General features: G+C 56.6%; 17 protein-coding genes. 11 read left to right on the forward strand and 6 right to left on the reverse strand.

Going from position 1 to position 15406, the window contains the following annotated elements; genetic code table 11:
• Positions 1-34: 34 nt before the first annotated feature.
• The 5 genes from B7L15_RS10680 to dctP form a co-directional block, all read right to left on the reverse strand.
• Positions 35-1558, reverse strand: coding sequence for a malonate--CoA ligase (locus B7L15_RS10680; RefSeq protein WP_085918959.1), 1524 nt, complete (start codon positions 1556-1558; stop codon positions 35-37).
• Entirely contained in the window at positions 1555-2907 is a 1353-nt protein-coding gene (locus B7L15_RS10685; RefSeq protein ID WP_085918960.1) for a malonyl-CoA decarboxylase, read from the reverse strand. The genes B7L15_RS10680 and B7L15_RS10685 overlap by 4 nt, the downstream gene beginning before the upstream one ends.
• Positions 2908-2920: 13 nt before the next feature.
• A complete protein-coding gene (locus B7L15_RS10690) occupies positions 2921-4255 on the reverse strand; it encodes a TRAP transporter large permease (protein ID WP_085918961.1) in 1335 nt (444 codons plus the stop codon).
• A gap of 2 nt (positions 4256-4257) precedes the next feature.
• Positions 4258-4776: a TRAP transporter small permease subunit gene (locus tag B7L15_RS10695; RefSeq protein WP_085918962.1), complete on the reverse strand. Its 519-nt coding sequence runs from the start codon at positions 4774-4776 to the stop codon at positions 4258-4260.
• Between the two features lie 107 nt (positions 4777-4883).
• The gene (dctP, locus tag B7L15_RS10700; RefSeq protein ID WP_085918963.1) at positions 4884-5879 is read right to left on the reverse strand and encodes a TRAP transporter substrate-binding protein DctP; all 996 of its coding nucleotides are present in this window, start codon (positions 5877-5879) and stop codon (positions 4884-4886) included.
• A gap of 158 nt (positions 5880-6037) precedes the next feature.
• Between dctP and B7L15_RS10705 the strand changes: the two genes are divergently transcribed.
• The 7 genes from B7L15_RS10705 to B7L15_RS10735 all read left to right on the forward strand — a co-directional run bounded on the left by B7L15_RS10705 (position 6038) and on the right by B7L15_RS10735 (position 10631).
• Complete coding sequence (locus B7L15_RS10705; RefSeq protein ID WP_085918964.1) at positions 6038-6724, forward strand: GntR family transcriptional regulator; 687 nt, start codon at positions 6038-6040, stop codon at positions 6722-6724.
• A gap of 109 nt (positions 6725-6833) precedes the next feature.
• A complete protein-coding gene (locus tag B7L15_RS10710; RefSeq protein ID WP_085918965.1) occupies positions 6834-7838 on the forward strand; it encodes a GlxA family transcriptional regulator in 1005 nt (334 codons plus the stop codon).
• The gene (locus B7L15_RS10715; protein ID WP_085918966.1) at positions 7829-8998 is read left to right on the forward strand and encodes an MFS transporter; all 1170 of its coding nucleotides are present in this window, start codon (positions 7829-7831) and stop codon (positions 8996-8998) included. The genes B7L15_RS10710 and B7L15_RS10715 overlap by 10 nt, the downstream gene beginning before the upstream one ends.
• 106 nt (positions 8999-9104) lie before the next feature.
• Positions 9105-9470, forward strand: a complete 366-nt coding sequence (locus B7L15_RS10720; protein ID WP_085918967.1) for a hypothetical protein — start codon at positions 9105-9107, stop codon at positions 9468-9470.
• Positions 9470-9643 (forward strand): DUF1289 domain-containing protein, encoded by a 174-nt coding sequence (locus B7L15_RS10725; RefSeq protein WP_085918968.1) that lies wholly within the window; start codon positions 9470-9472, stop codon positions 9641-9643. The genes B7L15_RS10720 and B7L15_RS10725 overlap by 1 nt, the downstream gene beginning before the upstream one ends.
• Positions 9644-9760: 117 nt before the next feature.
• Complete coding sequence (locus B7L15_RS10730) at positions 9761-10321, forward strand: YgjV family protein (RefSeq protein WP_085918969.1); 561 nt, start codon at positions 9761-9763, stop codon at positions 10319-10321.
• Between the two features lie 43 nt (positions 10322-10364).
• Positions 10365-10631, forward strand: a complete 267-nt coding sequence (locus B7L15_RS10735) for a DksA/TraR family C4-type zinc finger protein (protein WP_085918970.1) — start codon at positions 10365-10367, stop codon at positions 10629-10631.
• A 17-nt stretch (positions 10632-10648) separates the two neighbouring features.
• Here the strand turns inward: B7L15_RS10735 and B7L15_RS10740 are convergent, their stop codons facing one another.
• Entirely contained in the window at positions 10649-10933 is a 285-nt protein-coding gene (locus tag B7L15_RS10740; RefSeq protein ID WP_085918971.1) for a YrhK family protein, read from the reverse strand.
• 203 nt (positions 10934-11136) lie between these two features.
• On the opposite strand from B7L15_RS10740, the gene B7L15_RS10745 reads away from it, so the two are divergent.
• The 4 genes from B7L15_RS10745 (at position 11137) to B7L15_RS10760 (ending at position 15134) form a co-directional block, all read left to right on the forward strand.
• The gene (locus B7L15_RS10745; RefSeq protein WP_085918972.1) at positions 11137-12498 is read left to right on the forward strand and encodes an IS1380 family transposase; all 1362 of its coding nucleotides are present in this window, start codon (positions 11137-11139) and stop codon (positions 12496-12498) included.
• Positions 12492-13184 (forward strand): hypothetical protein, encoded by a 693-nt coding sequence (locus B7L15_RS10750; protein WP_085918973.1) that lies wholly within the window; start codon positions 12492-12494, stop codon positions 13182-13184. Before B7L15_RS10745 ends, B7L15_RS10750 begins: the two co-directional genes overlap by 7 nt.
• A gap of 78 nt (positions 13185-13262) precedes the next feature.
• A complete protein-coding gene (locus B7L15_RS10755; protein WP_085918974.1) occupies positions 13263-13841 on the forward strand; it encodes an SLATT domain-containing protein in 579 nt (192 codons plus the stop codon).
• 3 nt (positions 13842-13844) lie between these two features.
• Positions 13845-15134: an SMODS domain-containing nucleotidyltransferase gene (locus tag B7L15_RS10760; protein ID WP_085918975.1), complete on the forward strand. Its 1290-nt coding sequence runs from the start codon at positions 13845-13847 to the stop codon at positions 15132-15134.
• The last annotated feature ends 272 nt before the right edge of the window (positions 15135-15406 follow it).

Genomic DNA, 15406 nt, shown 5'->3' on the forward strand with positions numbered 1-15406 from the left:
GCCTTGCAGGGAGCGGGGCGTTTGCTTTACTGCGTCAAGCTGACTGGTAAGTATCGTGGAAGCGTTTGCGTAGCTCGTTCTTTTGCACCTTGCCCATGGTGTTGCGCGGCAAGGTATCGATGAAGAACACGCGCTTGGGCTGCTTATACTTGGCAAGTTTTCCCTGCAGGTGGTCTAGGATGGTGGCTTCGTCGAGGTCCGCCCCCGGCTGGGTGACCACGGCGGCGGTGACGCCTTCGCCAAAGTCCGGGTGGGGCAGGCCAATCACCGCAGACTCGGATACCCCTTCCAGTTCGTCGATGACCTGTTCTATTTCCTTGGGATAGACGTTGTAGCCACCCGAAATCACCAGGTCTTTATCCCGTCCAACGATATGCACATAGCCCTGCTCGTCGACCTGGGCAAGATCGCCGGTAATGAAAAAGCCGTCTTCAAGCAACTCCTCGCGGGTTTTTTCCGGCATTCGCCAGTAGCCGATGAACACGTTGGGCCCACGAATCTGCAGCATGCCGATCTCGCCGGGGGCGACCTCATCGCCGGTTTCCCTGTCGGTGATGCGTATTTCCACGCCGGGCAGCGGCCTACCCACGGTGCCCGCGCGGCGCGCACCATGGTAGGGGTTAGAGATGTTCATGTTGGTTTCGGTCATGCCGTAGCGTTCGAGAATGGCATGCCCGGTCTTGGCCTCGAAGGCCTCGTGGGTTTCGGCGGTCAGCGGTGCTGAACCGGATACGAACAGCCGCATGTTGGCGGTGACGTCAGGTGTCAGGCGCGAGTCCTGAACAAGGCGCGTGTAGAAGGTGGGTACGCCCATCATCACGTTGCCGCGGGGTAGTTCCTCGAAAATCACGTCGGCGTCAAACTTGGGCAGAAACAGCATGCTGGCACCGGCCATCAGGGTGACGTTGCACGCTACAAACAGCCCGTGGGTATGAAAAATCGGCAGCGCGTGGATCAGGCGATCCTCGGCGCTGAAGTGCCAGGCCTTGGCCAGGGTTTCGGCATTGGAGGCCAGGTTCTGGTGGGTCAGCATGGCCCCCTTGGAGCGCCCGGTGGTGCCCGAGGTGTATAGAATCGCCGCCAGGTCGCGAATATCCAGCTCGGCGATTTCATCATGGGGGGCGGCGCTCGCCGCTTCGTCCATCAGGCTACCATCGGCTGCGCTGCCCAGAGTGACAACCGCCGGGCATCCGGTGTCGGTGGCAATGCGGCGTGCCTCGTCGACGTCGGCAGGCCGACAGACAAACAGCGCGGGCTCGGCATCGCTCAGAAAATAGCGAATTTCATCGCCGGTGTAACCGGTGTTGAGGGGCAAATAGACACCGCCCATCCGCAGGCAGGCAAGGTATAGCAAAATGGCTTCGGGGCTTTTGTCCACCTGGACCGCCACACGATCCCCCTGGCGTACGCCAAGAGCGGTCAGAGCGCCGGCAAGGCGGGCGCTTTGGCTCAGCGCATCGGCGTAGGAATAGCGGCGGCCTTCGCGGGTGGTGATAAAGTCGGCGTCCCCGCGCTTGCGCATCTGAGTGGCAAAGGTGGCAAACAGATTGTGGTTCATTTGGCAGGTTCTCCCTTGGCCAGCTTGCGCGCCCGCTTGGCGAGGTCGCGCACGTCGCTCGAGCAGGCAATGGTGCCCTTGGCGGTATAGTTTTCGTGGTTACGCTCGATGTCGTCGAGCACATAGAGGTAGTTGACCATCAGGCCGGCGGCCTGCTTTAGGCCTTTTTCGGAAATATCGCCAAGCCAGTTGATACGCTGAAGCTTGGCGCCATTGCCCAGGTGAAAGCGGGCAACGGGGTTTAGGGGCAAACCATGGCGGTTTTTTTCGTCGGCCAGATAGTGGGCAGCGAGCGGTTGTAGCGTTGCTTTGAGCCGTTCCTGACGCTGTGTATCCTGATGCCATCCCGGCGTATCGAGCTCTGCCAGGGTGTCACGGACGCTGGACGGCCAGTGGTCGTTTTGTCGCTGTTCGCTGAGCCATTGAGCAAACCCGGGTACCGGTGAAAGCGTCACGAAGTACTTCAACTGGGGAAGCTCCTGGGAAAGCTCCTGTACCACCTGCTTGATCAGGAAGTTACCAAACGAAATACCACGCAAGCCGGTTTGGCAGTTGCTGATGCCAAAGAAGGCGGCACTGTCGGCATCGTCGGGGTCATCCACGCCATCCTGCCCGGAAAGGATGGGCTGAATGCGGCTTGGCAGACCTTTATGAAGGGCGACTTCTACAAAGATGAGCGGTTCATCGCCGATGGCAGGGTGAAAGAACGCAAAGCATCGGCGATCACGGGCGTCCAGGCGGCGCCGCAAGTCGTCCCAATCCTGAATTTCGTGTACCGCTTCGTAACGAATGATTTTCTCGAGAATCGATGCGGGCGTGTTCCAGTCGATGCGCTTGAGCATCAAAAAGCCGCGGTTGAACCAGGAGCCGAACAGGTGCGCAAAGTCGTCGTCGATGGGCGCAAGGTCGGGCTGATCGCGCAGCATACCCAATAAATCCTGACGCATGTTGACCAGTTCGTAGGTGCCGTCGCTGGCGAAGTTGAGCCGCCGGAAAAGCTCCTGGCGAAGCGGCTCGCAGGCTTCGAACAGCGTCTGCAGGGAGCGGTTGTCCCGCGCGTCGCGGTAGGCTTCGTAGGCACTGTCAATCTGCTCGGGCTCGGCGGCGAAGTCCTCGGCGAGGCGTTTGAAGAAACGCTGCTTTTCTTCTTCGGAAAGGCGCCGGTAGATCGCCAGGGCGCGGCTGGCCAGGGCGATGCTGGAGGCTTCGCCGTCGCTCTCCAGTAGCGCCTGGCAGGCCTTGACCAGATGCGTATGGTCCACCGCTGAGGCGACAGACTGACGCCGCCGCAACAGTGCGTCGCGCTGGGTAATGTTGTTGAACAGTTCCTGAAGAAACATCATGTTCATGATCGTACTCCTTTCAGCCCATGATCAGGTTGGGCAGCCATAGAGCTAGGCCGGGGAACAGGCACAGCAATAGAATGGCCAGCACCATGCACAGCGCATACGGCAGGCTGCCCATCAGGATGTCGCGCAGCGAGATATCCGGTGCAATGCCCTTGATAATGAACAGGTTGAGCCCGACCGGCGGGGTGATAAGGCCGATTTCCAGGTTGATGGTGAGTACCACCGCGAACCAGTAAGGATCGAAGTTTGCCGCCAGGATGATCGGCAGCAAAATCGGCGCGGTCATCACGATCACGGCTACTGGCGGCAGGAAGAAACCCGCGACCAGCAGGAAGACGTTGATGACCCCCATCAGCACCCAGCGATTGACCTCCAGGTCGGCGATTGCTGCGGCGACGGTCTGAGTAATGAACATCGACGACAGCGCATAGGCGAACACCTCGGCGCAGGCGATAACCAGCATGATCATCACGCTTTCGCGCAGGGAGTCGCGCATGATCAGCTTGATCGGACCGATCTGCCACATGCGGTAGATCAGGATAGCCAGCATCAGACACAGGAAGGCGCCGACGCCCGCCGCTTCGGACGGTGTCGCGACGCCGCCGTACAGTGCGAACAGAATACCGGCCACCACCCCGAGGAAGGGCAGGACACGCACCACGGCTTTCATGTTGCTGTCGACATTCTGCTGGACGGTGTTCTTGAGCTTTTCCGCGGAGGCCGCCAGAGGATTGGCGTAGCCGCCCGCCAGCTTGCAGGCGATGATCGTCCAGATCATGAACAGCCCAGCCAGCATGAAGCCCGGCACAACGCCGGCGATAAACAGACGGCCGATGGAGGTTTCGGTGGAAATGCCGTAGATAATCATGGTCACGGACGGTGGAATCAGTATCCCCAGCGTGCCACCAGCGGCAATACAGCCGGCGGCGACGCCGTCGGGGTAGCCCCGCGTGCGCATTTCAGGAATACCCATCTTGCCGATGGCCGCACAGGTGGCGGGGGAGGAGCCGGACAGCGCGGCAAAAATCGAGCAAGCACCAATATTGGATACCGCAAGCCCCGCCGGTAGCCGTCCCATCCACAAATCCAGCGAGCGATACAGATCGCGCCCGGTGGGCGAGGACGCCACGGCCGCGCCCATCAGAATGAACATGGGGATCGCCACAAAGCCGAATTCAGCAATACGGTCGAAAAACGTTTCCCCGAAGTAAGTCAGTTCGGGAAGGCCGCGGTCATAGAGCAGCGCCATCAGCGAGACACCGCCCAGGGCAAAGGCAATCGGCGTGCCGATGGCCATCAGCACGATCAGGCCCACGGCCACGATAATACCCAGCGTAATCGGATCCATGGTCAGCCCTCCCCGCGCAGAATGTCGGCGACGTACTGTAACGCCAGCAAGGTCGTACCGACCGCCACAGGAAGCAGCGCCGGCCAAAGCGGTGGGTTCCACACCGAGCCGGTTGTCCATTCGCCGTGGAGCGCTTCGAAGAGGTAGACCCAACTGGCGTAGGCAAGCGCGGCGCAGAACGCGAAGCCAAACAGCGAGGCGATGGTAAGCATGATCTTGCGGCCCAGGCCGCCAATGGCATCGGGTAAGATGGTGATGGCCACGTGGCCTCCGGTCATGAGTACATAGGGGCTGCCCATCAGCATCGCCCCAGTCACGGAAAAAATCGTAAATTCGGTTTGCCAACTGGTGCTCCAGCCGAGCACGTAGCGCGTGAACACCATGTGACAGATGGCCAGCACCCCGGCGATAAACAGGGCGCAGGCGATGTAGGCTGAAAAGCGAGAAAGCTGGTCCATTGTCCGGATGTAGCCACCTATCAGGCCGCTGCGTGTTGCCGGAGTGTGCGTTGTGGTTGCCATACGTCCCTCATCAAGCGGTGTCATCAAGCGGGGTCATCAGATCGGGTAAGTCATCAATCATGCCGACCATCCCGCAGGATGGTCGGACAGGTTAAATGCAGCGTGACTTATTCGACGGCTAGCGCCGCATCGATGATGGCTTGGCCGTTAGGGACGTTTTCGGCGAAGTTTTTATACGAGGTTTCACGGGCGATCTCGAGCCAGGCGTTGTAATCCTCTTCGGTCATCTTGACGACCTCAACACCGTTTTCCTCGTAGACGTCGACCATCTGCTGGTCAATGGCGGCGGCCTCTTCGGCAAAGAACGCCTCGGCTTTTTCGCCAGCGTCCATCAACGCCGCCTGCTGCTCATCGTTGAGGCCCTGCCAGACTTGCTCGGAGATCAGGATGGGTTCGTACATGAACCAGAGGGCAAAATCGCCGGGCTCGGTCAGGCACTCGACCTGTTCGTACAGACGATAGGACACAAACGACATGGAAGAGGTGTTGGCGGCGTCGAGTACGCCGGTTTGCATGGCGGTGTAGATTTCCGATGACGGCATTGAGGCGATGGACGCCCCGGCGGCCTCGAGCATTTCTTCAAATGCCGGCCCCGCTGCACGGAAAACCTGACCGTCCACGGTGTCGGGCGAGGTGATGCACTGCTCGCTGGAGGCAAAGCCGCCGGACAGCCAGGCATCGGCCAGCACGCGCGCACCGCCTTCCTGAATGACATCCTTGATCATGTCCATGTATTCCGAATCATTAAGACGCTGGGCGTGCTCGTGGTTGCGCACGAGGCCGGGCATCAGCGTGGCGGAAAACTCCGGGTGACGGCCGCTGGCATAGTCGAGCGGCAGTGAGGTGATATCCAGCCGCCCCCGCGCCAGCGCGCCCCATTGCTCGCGCGCCTTGAACAGTGATTGGCCAGGGTAGACTTCTATTTCAAGGCCGACGTCAGCGTTGGCCACTTCCTCGGCCATCATCTGGACCATTTCGTCGCGCACATCGCCCTGGCCACCAGGAAACTGGTGGGATGCGCGCAGTACGGTATTGGCTGAGGCGTGCGAAGCGGCGATTGCCAGTCCTAAAGCGGCGGCAGTGACTAGGTGGTTACGTTGCATGTGGCGTCTCCAACGGTTGTTGTTGTGGTCTTGGATTGGCTTTTATGTATTCATCAGTCGAGCTGATATATACATCAATAGGCGCTACGTATGCTAATGTCAACTTTATGACATATTCTTTATGTACAATTTAGCGCTGCCAATAAAGGGGGTGACGCATGCCAGGCTCGAAACGCTCCAACGCCCAGCGGCTCAAGGATTCACTGGAAGACGACATCATTAACGGACGCCGTTCGCCCGGCGAGCGGCTTGATCCGGAAACCCTGGGGGCGGAGTTCAACGTCTCACGCACCCCGGTTCGAGAGGCGATTCAGCAACTGGTGGCCAGTGGTTTGGTGACGGTCTCCCCCAAAAAGGGCACCTTCGTTGCCAGGGTAGGCATCGACCAACTGATCGAGATGTTTGAGGTCATGGCCGAGCTGGAGGGTATGTGCGGTCGGCTGGCCGCACGGCGCATTACCGATCAGGAGTTGTCTGCCCTGCGTGAGGCGCATCAACGCTGCGAAGCGGCAGCGCTGGCGGGGGACACCGATGAGTATTACTACGAGAACGAAGGTTTTCACGATTGTATCTACACGGCGAGCCACAACACCTTTCTCGCCAGCGAGGCACGCCAGCTCAAGCAGCGCCTGAAGCCGTATCGACGGTTGCAACTGCAGGTTCGCCAGCGCGTGCACAACTCGCTCAGCGAGCACCAGGCTATTTTCGATGCCATCGAATGCGGCGATGCGGTACGTGCCCAGCAGGCGCTCAGCGATCACGTATTGATCCAGGGCGAGCGCTTCAGCGACTTTGTGTCCAGCGTGCGCCGGATGGAAGGCGCGCCCGTCAGCCAAACGGGGTGAACGGCTAATGTCTTAATCGGTGGGGTAATGGTCCTTGCCGACATTTCGTTGAACGGTGACACTCTCTTCTATCGACTGAAGGCTTCTATCGTCTGAAGGGAGAACCACCGTGTCCCGCCATATTGCGCTAATCGCTTATCCCGACTGCCAACTGCTCGATGTGAGCGGCCCCTGGCAGGTATTTGCCACGGCTAATGAACTGAGCCAACGTCCGCTCTATCAATTGACGCTTGCTGCCGATGTGCCTGGCAAGTTGATGACCAACGGCGGTTTGGCGCTTGATGCCAGTCATTCCCTCGACCAGCTGGCAGCGTTACCGCCGCTGGATACCCTGCTGGTGGCGGGCGGCAGCGGCGTGGCCCGTCAATGCGAGACGCCCGAGATGCTGGCGACGCTGCGCGCGCTCGCCCCGCAGGTACGACGCCTGGGATCTATCTGCAGTGGCGCTTTTTTGCTGGCGGCGGCTGGGCTTCTGGACGGCCTGCGCGTGACCACCCATTGGCGATACGTCGACGCGCTGGCCAACGCCTACCCGTCACTCAAGGTAGCGCCGGACGCACTCTACGTTGAAAGCGGCGGACGCTACACCAGTGCTGGCGTAACGGCGGGGATCGATCTGGCACTCTCGTTGTTGGAAGCCGATCACGGCGCCGAGCTTGCCGGGCGCGTGGCCCGCGAGCTGGTGGTGTTCTTGCATCGCCCTGGCGGGCAATCCCAGTTCAGCGAGATACTGCGCGGCCAGCAATCCGCGGGCCCGCTGCGCCGCCTGCTTGACCACTTGCATGCCGACCCCGCTGGCGAACATGCCGTGGATCAAATGGCGGCTTTCATGGCCGTTACGCCGCGCCATCTGTCGCGGTTGTTCAGGCGGTATCTGAACACCACACCGGGCGCTTATCTGACGCAGTTGCGGCTCGAACAAGCTCGCCTTGCCTTACTCGACACGCATCAGCCCGTCGCGTTGGAGCGGTTAGCAGCGCGCTGGCGGCTGGGCGGTGCCGAGCAGCTGCGCCGACAGTTCCAGCGCTACTACGGGGTCTCCCCCTCCGTCTATCGCCAACGCTTTGCGTCTTCCCATGCGGATTCCACCCTGGAGCATCACTCATGCCTTTAACCGTCACTCTGTTATCGCTCTGCCAGGCGCTGCTGGTCACTGGTAATGTCCTGCTGATTGCCGTTTCGCCGTTGATCGGGGCCTCTCTGGCGCCCAGCGCGTCATTGTCCACTGCACCGGTTGCCACCCAGTGGCTGGGATTGATGTGCGCCACCATTCCCGCCTCGCTGATCATGGCCAGGCTGGGCCGCAAGCGCGGGTTCATGCTGGGCAACATAGTGGGATTGGTGGGCGCGCTGGTGGCCGTTCAGGCGTTGATGAGCGAACGTTTTGGGCTGTTCTTGCTGGCGACCTGGTTGATCGGCATCGGCATTGGCTTTGGTCAGCTGTATCGCTTTGCCGCCGTGGAGGCGGCGCCTGTGCACCTGCGTGATCGGGCGATTGGCTTGGTGATGGGCGGCGGTGTCCTGGCCGCGTTTGCCGGGCCGTGGCTTGCCAGAGTCAGCCGGGAACTGGGTGAGGTGCCGTTTCTGGGCAGCTTTGCCGGTCTGGCTGCCATCTACGCCCTGGCGTTGGTGGTGCTGATCCTGACGCAATTACCGCCCGCTTCGCGCACCCACGGTGAAGGCACCGCCTTGCCGATGGGCAGGATAGTCCGCCAGCCCGGGTTTATTGTGGCGGTGAGCGCGGCGATGGTCGGTTACGGCGTGATGAATCTGGCCATGACCGCAACGCCGCTCGCCATGGCGGGAGCGGGGCACGACTTCAACCACGTCTCGATGACCATTCAGTGGCACGTGGTGGCCATGTTCTTGCCTTCGTTCTTTACGGGTCACTTGGCCACTCGCTTCGGTGCCAAACGGATCATCGTGGTAGGCTGCCTGCTATTGGTGGCAAGCGCACTGGTCGCTCAGTTGGGTATCAGTCTCGCCGGTTTCAACGTGGCGCTGATGCTGCTGGGCCTGGGGTGGAACTTTACGTTCCTGCCCGCCACCGGGCTGCTCACCGAAAGCTACCGGCCGGTGGATAAAGCCCGTACTCAGGCCGCCAACGAGTTTCTGGTGTTTGGCACCGCCGCTACCACGGCTCTGATGGCGGGGCCATTGGTCAGCAGCCTGGGCTGGGCAATGCTCAACCTGCTGTTGATGCCTGTCGCGCTGGTGCCCGTGATGGTGCTGGTGTGGCAGTACCGAGCCCGGTTGGCAAATGCCACGCGGTGATCGTCAAGGCGCTTGGCACGAGGATGCAGGCGTTGCCGGGTGTCTCCCGGCAGTCGGCCAGCGGTTCGGATTACTTCTCTACACACACGAACGAGCAGGAACACTCATGATTGCCAAACGGGAACGCGGCAAACTGGAGCGCCAGCTAATTGCTGCGCTGACCGATGCCTGCGAACAGGCCAAAGCGGAGGTGGTTGGGTTTGTCTGGCTGACCCACTGCGTTGACTATCAGAACTTCCCCGCAAGCCTTGTCGTTATCTGGGTATTTGATACTGATGCACACCTGGCTTCAGCGCTGAAAGGAGGCGACAAGCATCGCCTTCATGACCTTACGGCCAATGCCCTGGTTGATGCGGGCGTGGCAATCGACAGCGTTAGCCAGCATATCGATTTCGATAGTGAGCAGTCGTGCCAGCATACTCACGGTGGCGACTGGCAGCGCCGGTTGCGCTCCCGTGCCGCGAGGCACTGATGGCCAAGAAAATCGACAGTCCCTGCATCTCGGCTTGCCAGTTGAAAGGAGGCATGTGCACTGGCTGTGGGCGCAGTATTGAAGAGATCCGCCACTGGAAGTCGATGAAGCGGCCCGAAAAACTATCCGCCATCAAGCGGGCCGAACAGCGGCGCAAAAAACTCAACAAATAGCGTTTAGGCTTGGGTTGGTCACCGCTCAAGCTGTTACCAATGGCCGCCACTGGCCAGAGGCAGTGACGGTAACGACGTGGTAGCCTGGGGCAAAGCCGACCTAGGAGCCCTGTCGTTATGCTTGAAACATTCAGCCACAGCGCCCTGGCTGGTCAGTTCTTTGGCCTGGTCGCCCTGGTGATTTGCCTGGTGGCATTTTCAAGCAAGCACGATGACCGCCTGCTGGTGCTGCTGATCTCGGCCAACGTGGCCTTTGCGCTGCAGTTTGTGTTCTTCGGGAGCTGGACCGCCGCTGCGCTGACGGTGCTGGTGATCGTACGCATCGTGCTGGCTCGGCGCTTTCTGGGCAGCAAGCCGGTCATGGCGGGAGTACTGGCGGTCAGCGGTATCGCGGCATGGCTTACCTGGCAGAGCTGGATCGACGTCTTGCCCCTAACGGCCATGGTGCTGGGCACGCTGGGCATGTTCCTGCTGCGCGGCATCGCCATGCGCGTCTTCCTGGGGCTGGCGGCCCTGGCATGGATGCTCAACAACCTGCTGATCGGCACGATTGGCGGCACGCTTGCCGAAGCCCTGATCGTGGTCACCAATATCATTACCATCATTCGGCTGGCGCGCGCCAAGCGCAAATACCCCGAGGTGTTCGAGGGCGTCGAGCAACACGACCCGTCCGCCTAGCTGCTATGCTGAAAGAGGTTTTAACCTAGCGAGGAGCGCGGCCATGGCCGGTGGATGGGCAAAAGACGGCGCTGAACAAGCGCAGATAGAAAGCACCTTGGAAGACGCGGTGCAGCGAGCCCGCAGCCAATTGCCCCGGGGCGAAAGCCTGGACACCTGCGAAGAATGTGGCGAGCCGATCCCCGAGCCCCGCCGCAAGGCCATTCCTGGCGTTCGGCTGTGCGTGGACTGCCAGGCGGCCGTGGACAAGAAGCAGGCAAGCGTCAGCGGCTATAACCGTCGAGGCAGCAAGGATAGCCAGCTGCGCTGAACGGTCTTCCTTGTCGGCTAGGCATCGTGATTGGTGTCCGGCAGTTGCTTGAAGTAGATATAGCGATGCAGGCGAATCGCCGGGCGTAACAGCAGCTGCACGCTGCCGATCACGAACAGCCAGACGCCCAGTGTTCTGAGGCTGCCTTCGTAGAAAAAGCAGACGCTGCCGATGGTGAACCAGATCCCCAACATGAAATCATTCAGAATGCTCAGCGCTTCATAGCGTTGGTGCACCACCAATTCCCTGTGTCCGAGTGTGAACGTCCAGTCGCGTGTCTTGGGGTCCTGTTCGCGCTGCATGCCTTTTCTCCTTAATCAATAGCGGATGCTTTCGCCGAGAGGCTGATGAGCGCCTCATACAAAAGTGTCACACGCGTTTAATCAGCGTCGGCGTATCCATTATAACTTGATCCTGAATCCGTGAGACCGGCCCCCGGAAGCACTTCTAACCCACTGACCTGCATGGCAATATAGCCATTATCGCCATTCACCCAGACAGTGCCATGCCCAACATAAAGTTCCGCGCCAGTTGCCGCACCCTCACCAGCCACGCCGGGCTGTCCATCATCGGGCAATGCTTCGAGATCGCTGGCGTCGACAGCATCGACAGCCGCTTCCCCACCACGCTGGGCATGCGCACCAGTGACGTGATCAAGAGCTACCTGGGCCTGCTGTGTCTGGGCATGAGCGACTATGACGCTGTCGAGAACTTCCGCCGCGACAAGCCCTTCCAACAACTGCTGACCCTGCAGAAGGTGCCGAGCGCGGCGACGCTGCGACAGCGGCTGGAAAAACTTGCCGCCAACGACCTGCAGGCGCGCACCGCCACCTGGTCCACGACCCTGCTGTCACTGATCGAAGCACCGATCACCGCCGAGACGACGCACGTCTGCCTGGACATCGACACCTTCGTCATGGACAACAGCAACTCGAAGAAGGAAGGCGTCTCGCGGACCTACCAGAAGGTCGATGGCTACACCCCGATCGCCGCCTATCTGGGCAACGAAGGGTGGTGCCTGGGTCTGGAACTGCGGCCTGGCAAGCAGCACACCATGAAGGAGAGCAACGCCTTCCTGGAGCGGGTACTGCCTCGCGCCCAATGCYTGACCAAGCAACCGATCCTGTTACGCGAGGACAGCGGCTTCGACAGCCAGGCGCACCTGGCGCTTCTCGAACAGCAACGCCAGGTCTTTGCCGACGAGGGGCGCCGGCTCGACTATGTCGTCAAATGGAACCCGCGYGGCTCGGCCACGGCTGATCGAGATACCTGGCTGGCGGTGGCGGCGGACTACTGGGAAGAGCTGCGTCCTGGCAAGCGCCAGGCGCTGTGGMCGCAGACCGTCTCGATCCACGACGACAACAAGACCGAATACGTCGTCCAACGCGTGATGCGCCTGGTAGAGCGCACCGCCGATSGCGATGGCCAGTTGCTGCTCGAACCGGACTATGAGTTGGAAGGCTGGTGGACCAGCCTGGACGAGGCGCCGGAGGCGGTGATCAARCGCTACCAGGCGCATGCCACCCATGAGCAGTTTCACAGCGAGATCAAGACCGATCTCGACCTGGAGCGCTTGCCGTCCGGCAAGTTCGCCACCAACGATCTGATCCTGCATCTCGCCCAGTTGGCCTACAACATCCTGCGCCTGATGGGACAGCTGGGCATGACCGGCGAGCTGAGCCCGGTTCGCCACCCGGCCAAGCGGCGCCGGCTGCGCACCGTGCTACAAGAGYTGGTGCACCGTGCGGCTCTCGTGATTCACAAGGCACGGCAGATCATCCTCGACTTCGGGCAGGATATCGGGCGCATGACGGTGCTCAAGACGCTGCGGAGCCGACTGCGTTATCCACGAGGAACGCCATGCTGACCGTCAATCGGCGACACTCTATCCACAAGCAGTTCCAAGCGACACGCGATCGCCAGATATGTCGTGCCTGGCGGGTGGAAAGGCATGACAAAACGGGCCGTCAGCACCGATCAGCACGGTGGGTTTTGGCAATAACGGGCTTGCGAAAGCCAACTTGCACGGGGCGAATGATCAAAAAGTGCTCGCTGGCGGTGATAGGGAAAGTGTCGGCGCCGGCTTCACGGATTCAGGATGTTGACAGTATTCTCGTTTTTATAGATAAAGTAAGGCTAATTTCTGAAAAGTTAAATCACAAGATATTGTATAAACAAAATTGCTTTCATCCAGAAGAAGAAGTTTTAGAAATATACGATGCGGCAAGTATTCTATCGAGTGTGCTTGTTAATCATGAGGAGTCTTTGAAGAGTAATTCAAAAATAAGTTTAATATTGGATTGTGAAGGTCCAGAAGCTATAGACAAGATGAAGATAGGGTCTTCAACAGATTTAAGGATAGAAGAGGAGGGGAGAGTGCTGAAGATTTTTGATGAAGAAGTATCGTTACCTGATAAGATTACATATATAAAGTCTGTATATTTAAATCCATTAGATGATTTGAAGAGAGCTAAAAAAGGGAGTGAGGTTTCCTTTGAGTGTCTTCCTGCTAAAGGGCATAAAATTGAATATGAGTATAAATTAAATGAGTAAGTGTTATGGTATGATGTTGAATAAACCTTATGCGAAATTATTTTTTATCGATTATAGAAATTAAGAGAAGAAGATACTATGAGAAAAGAGGATTTACTACTTCAAATAGCCGAAAAGGGATATGACGTAGGCTTTGGAGCTAAAAAGCACTTGGCTACTTATGATATTATCAGCAAAGCACCTGGCTGGATATCTTTCATTTCGATATCTATAGGTATTGTTGCTTTAGCCACTAATTTTGAGCTTGATTCTTTTTCATCCGCTTTACTGATCATTTTTGGTATATCTGCACTATACATTGAACCTTATCGTGCGGAAAAGAAAAAATATGAATCGGTAGGAAAAAAGATGACTAGTCTTTTTCATAATTTAAAAGAATTATCAGCAAGGGTTGAAAGCGATGATGACTTTAATTCCAATAAGTATTTGGATGAATTGCAGAAGATAGATAAGAAATTCCAAGATATAGCGATAAGTAAGCAGGTTTTCGTCAGCGATGCTTATGCACATTATAAATTTTTTGGACAGATGCAGATAGAGTGGATTGACAGAATAAGACCGTTTTCTTTGTGGAGAGACAAGATCCCATTCACTGCTTATCCCTTTCTAGCTTTCATTCTTTTAGCCGTTATTATTATTTTCATTTTAAAGGGGTAGGTAATGAGTAGCCAGCTATTTTCTCAGTTTCGTGAAAACCTTGCCGTCAAAAATGCAGAGTCAATTTCAACCAGCTACAAAAGAATAACAAAATCGTTAAATAAAAAATTCTGGAATACTGATTCTGAGTTTTCTCATTGTCGCCAAGTCGGCTCTTACGGACGTTACACTGCAATAAATGGTGTAAGTGATTTGGATATGATATTTGAACTTCCTTGGAGTTTGTATAGTGAAGTTCAGGGCTATTCAGGAAACAAGCAGTATAAGTTGCTTTCAAAGGTTTGTAATGCACTTAAAGACACGTATCATAATTCTGATATACGAGTTGATGGTCAGATTGTTGCAGTAAAGTTTACGAAAGGCCATGTTATTGAGTTGGTTCCAGCATTTAAAAATATTGATGGAAGTTATAAGTTTCCAGATACAAATGATGGAGGTAAGTGGCGAGAATGCGATCCTGTCGCTGAGCAAGATAAGATGAAAGAAATAAACGATTTGAAGAATCGAAATCTTCGAACTCTTTGTAAGATGGTTCGTGCTTGGAAAAATGAACATGGAGTGCCATTGAGTGGAATTTTGATTGATACTTTAGGCTACCATTTCATACGATCCACCAATGATTATGACAATAAATCGTATGCATCATATAAATATATGGTTCGTGATTTCTTTTCCTACCTAGTGGATCAGGACCAAGATAAAGAATACTGGAGAGCACCAGGTAGCGGTTCTCACGTATATAAAAAAGCAAATTTTCATCCAAAAGCAAAAAAAGCACTTAGAAGGTGTGAAGAGGCACTGGAAGAAGAAAAGCCTGATAAAAAATGGAGGTCAGTATTTGGACGTAAATTCCCGCTTGAAATTAAGTTGTCCGAAAAAGCAATGGATGGTAATCGCTCATTAGCTTATGCGAATACAGAAGAGTTTATAGACGATAAATTTCCAGTCAATATAAAATACGAGTTGGAAATTGATTGTGAGATAAATGCTGAAGGACTGCTGAGAGAAAAGTTGGCTAAATTATTTGGTTATTACCAAATTCCAACGGGGAAAAGTCTTAGCTTTTACGTTAAGTATAATGGAGTGCCAAAGCCAGTTACATACTATTGGAAAGTAAGAAATGTAGGGGTATGGGCCGAGAGTAATAATCAAATTAGGGGTCAAATAAAGCAAGGAAATGCTGATGGAAAGCTAAGTGAGAGAACTTCGTTTCAAGGCGATCATTTTGTAGAATGTTATGCTGTTTTAGATGGTGTATGTGTTGCAAGAGACAGAATTTCAGTGCCTATATAAGTGTGTACCTGAATCCGTGAAGCCGGCGCCGACACTTTCCCTATCACCGCCAGCGAGCACTTTTTGATCATTCGCCCCGTGCAAGTTGGCTTTCGCAAGCCCGTTATTGCCAAAACCCACCGTGCTGATCGGTGCTGACGGCCCGTTTTGTCATGCCTTTCCACCCGCCAGGCACGACATATCTGGCGATCGCGTGTCGCTTGGAACTGCTTGTGGATAGAGTGTCGCCGATTGACGGTCAGCATGGCGTTCCTCGTGGATAACGCAGTCGG

This window comes from Halomonas sp. CSM-2, from assembly GCF_002119345.1.
Classification (GTDB): Bacteria; Pseudomonadota; Gammaproteobacteria; order Pseudomonadales; family Halomonadaceae; genus Vreelandella; species Vreelandella janggokensis.

Coding starts and splice junctions, on each gene's coding strand:
- B7L15_RS10750 (WP_085918973.1), top strand. CDS start 12,492: ATGCTGACCGTCAATCGGCGACACTCTATCCACAAGCAGTTCCAAGCG.
- B7L15_RS10755 (WP_085918974.1), top strand. CDS start 13,263: ATGAGAAAAGAGGATTTACTACTTCAAATAGCCGAAAAGGGATATGAC.
- B7L15_RS10735 (WP_085918970.1), top strand. CDS start 10,365: ATGGCCGGTGGATGGGCAAAAGACGGCGCTGAACAAGCGCAGATAGAA.
- B7L15_RS10740 (WP_085918971.1), bottom strand. CDS start 10,933: ATGCAGCGCGAACAGGACCCCAAGACACGCGACTGGACGTTCACACTC.
- B7L15_RS10695 (WP_085918962.1), bottom strand. CDS start 4,776: ATGGCAACCACAACGCACACTCCGGCAACACGCAGCGGCCTGATAGGT.
- B7L15_RS10720 (WP_085918967.1), top strand. CDS start 9,105: ATGATTGCCAAACGGGAACGCGGCAAACTGGAGCGCCAGCTAATTGCT.
- B7L15_RS10680 (WP_085918959.1), bottom strand. CDS start 1,558: ATGAACCACAATCTGTTTGCCACCTTTGCCACTCAGATGCGCAAGCGC.
- B7L15_RS10760 (WP_085918975.1), top strand. CDS start 13,845: ATGAGTAGCCAGCTATTTTCTCAGTTTCGTGAAAACCTTGCCGTCAAA.
- B7L15_RS10705 (WP_085918964.1), top strand. CDS start 6,038: ATGCCAGGCTCGAAACGCTCCAACGCCCAGCGGCTCAAGGATTCACTG.
- B7L15_RS10725 (WP_085918968.1), top strand. CDS start 9,470: ATGGCCAAGAAAATCGACAGTCCCTGCATCTCGGCTTGCCAGTTGAAA.
- B7L15_RS10685 (WP_085918960.1), bottom strand. CDS start 2,907: ATGAACATGATGTTTCTTCAGGAACTGTTCAACAACATTACCCAGCGC.
- B7L15_RS10730 (WP_085918969.1), top strand. CDS start 9,761: ATGCTTGAAACATTCAGCCACAGCGCCCTGGCTGGTCAGTTCTTTGGC.
- dctP (WP_085918963.1), bottom strand. CDS start 5,879: ATGCAACGTAACCACCTAGTCACTGCCGCCGCTTTAGGACTGGCAATC.
- B7L15_RS10715 (WP_085918966.1), top strand. CDS start 7,829: ATGCCTTTAACCGTCACTCTGTTATCGCTCTGCCAGGCGCTGCTGGTC.
- B7L15_RS10690 (WP_085918961.1), bottom strand. CDS start 4,255: ATGGATCCGATTACGCTGGGTATTATCGTGGCCGTGGGCCTGATCGTG.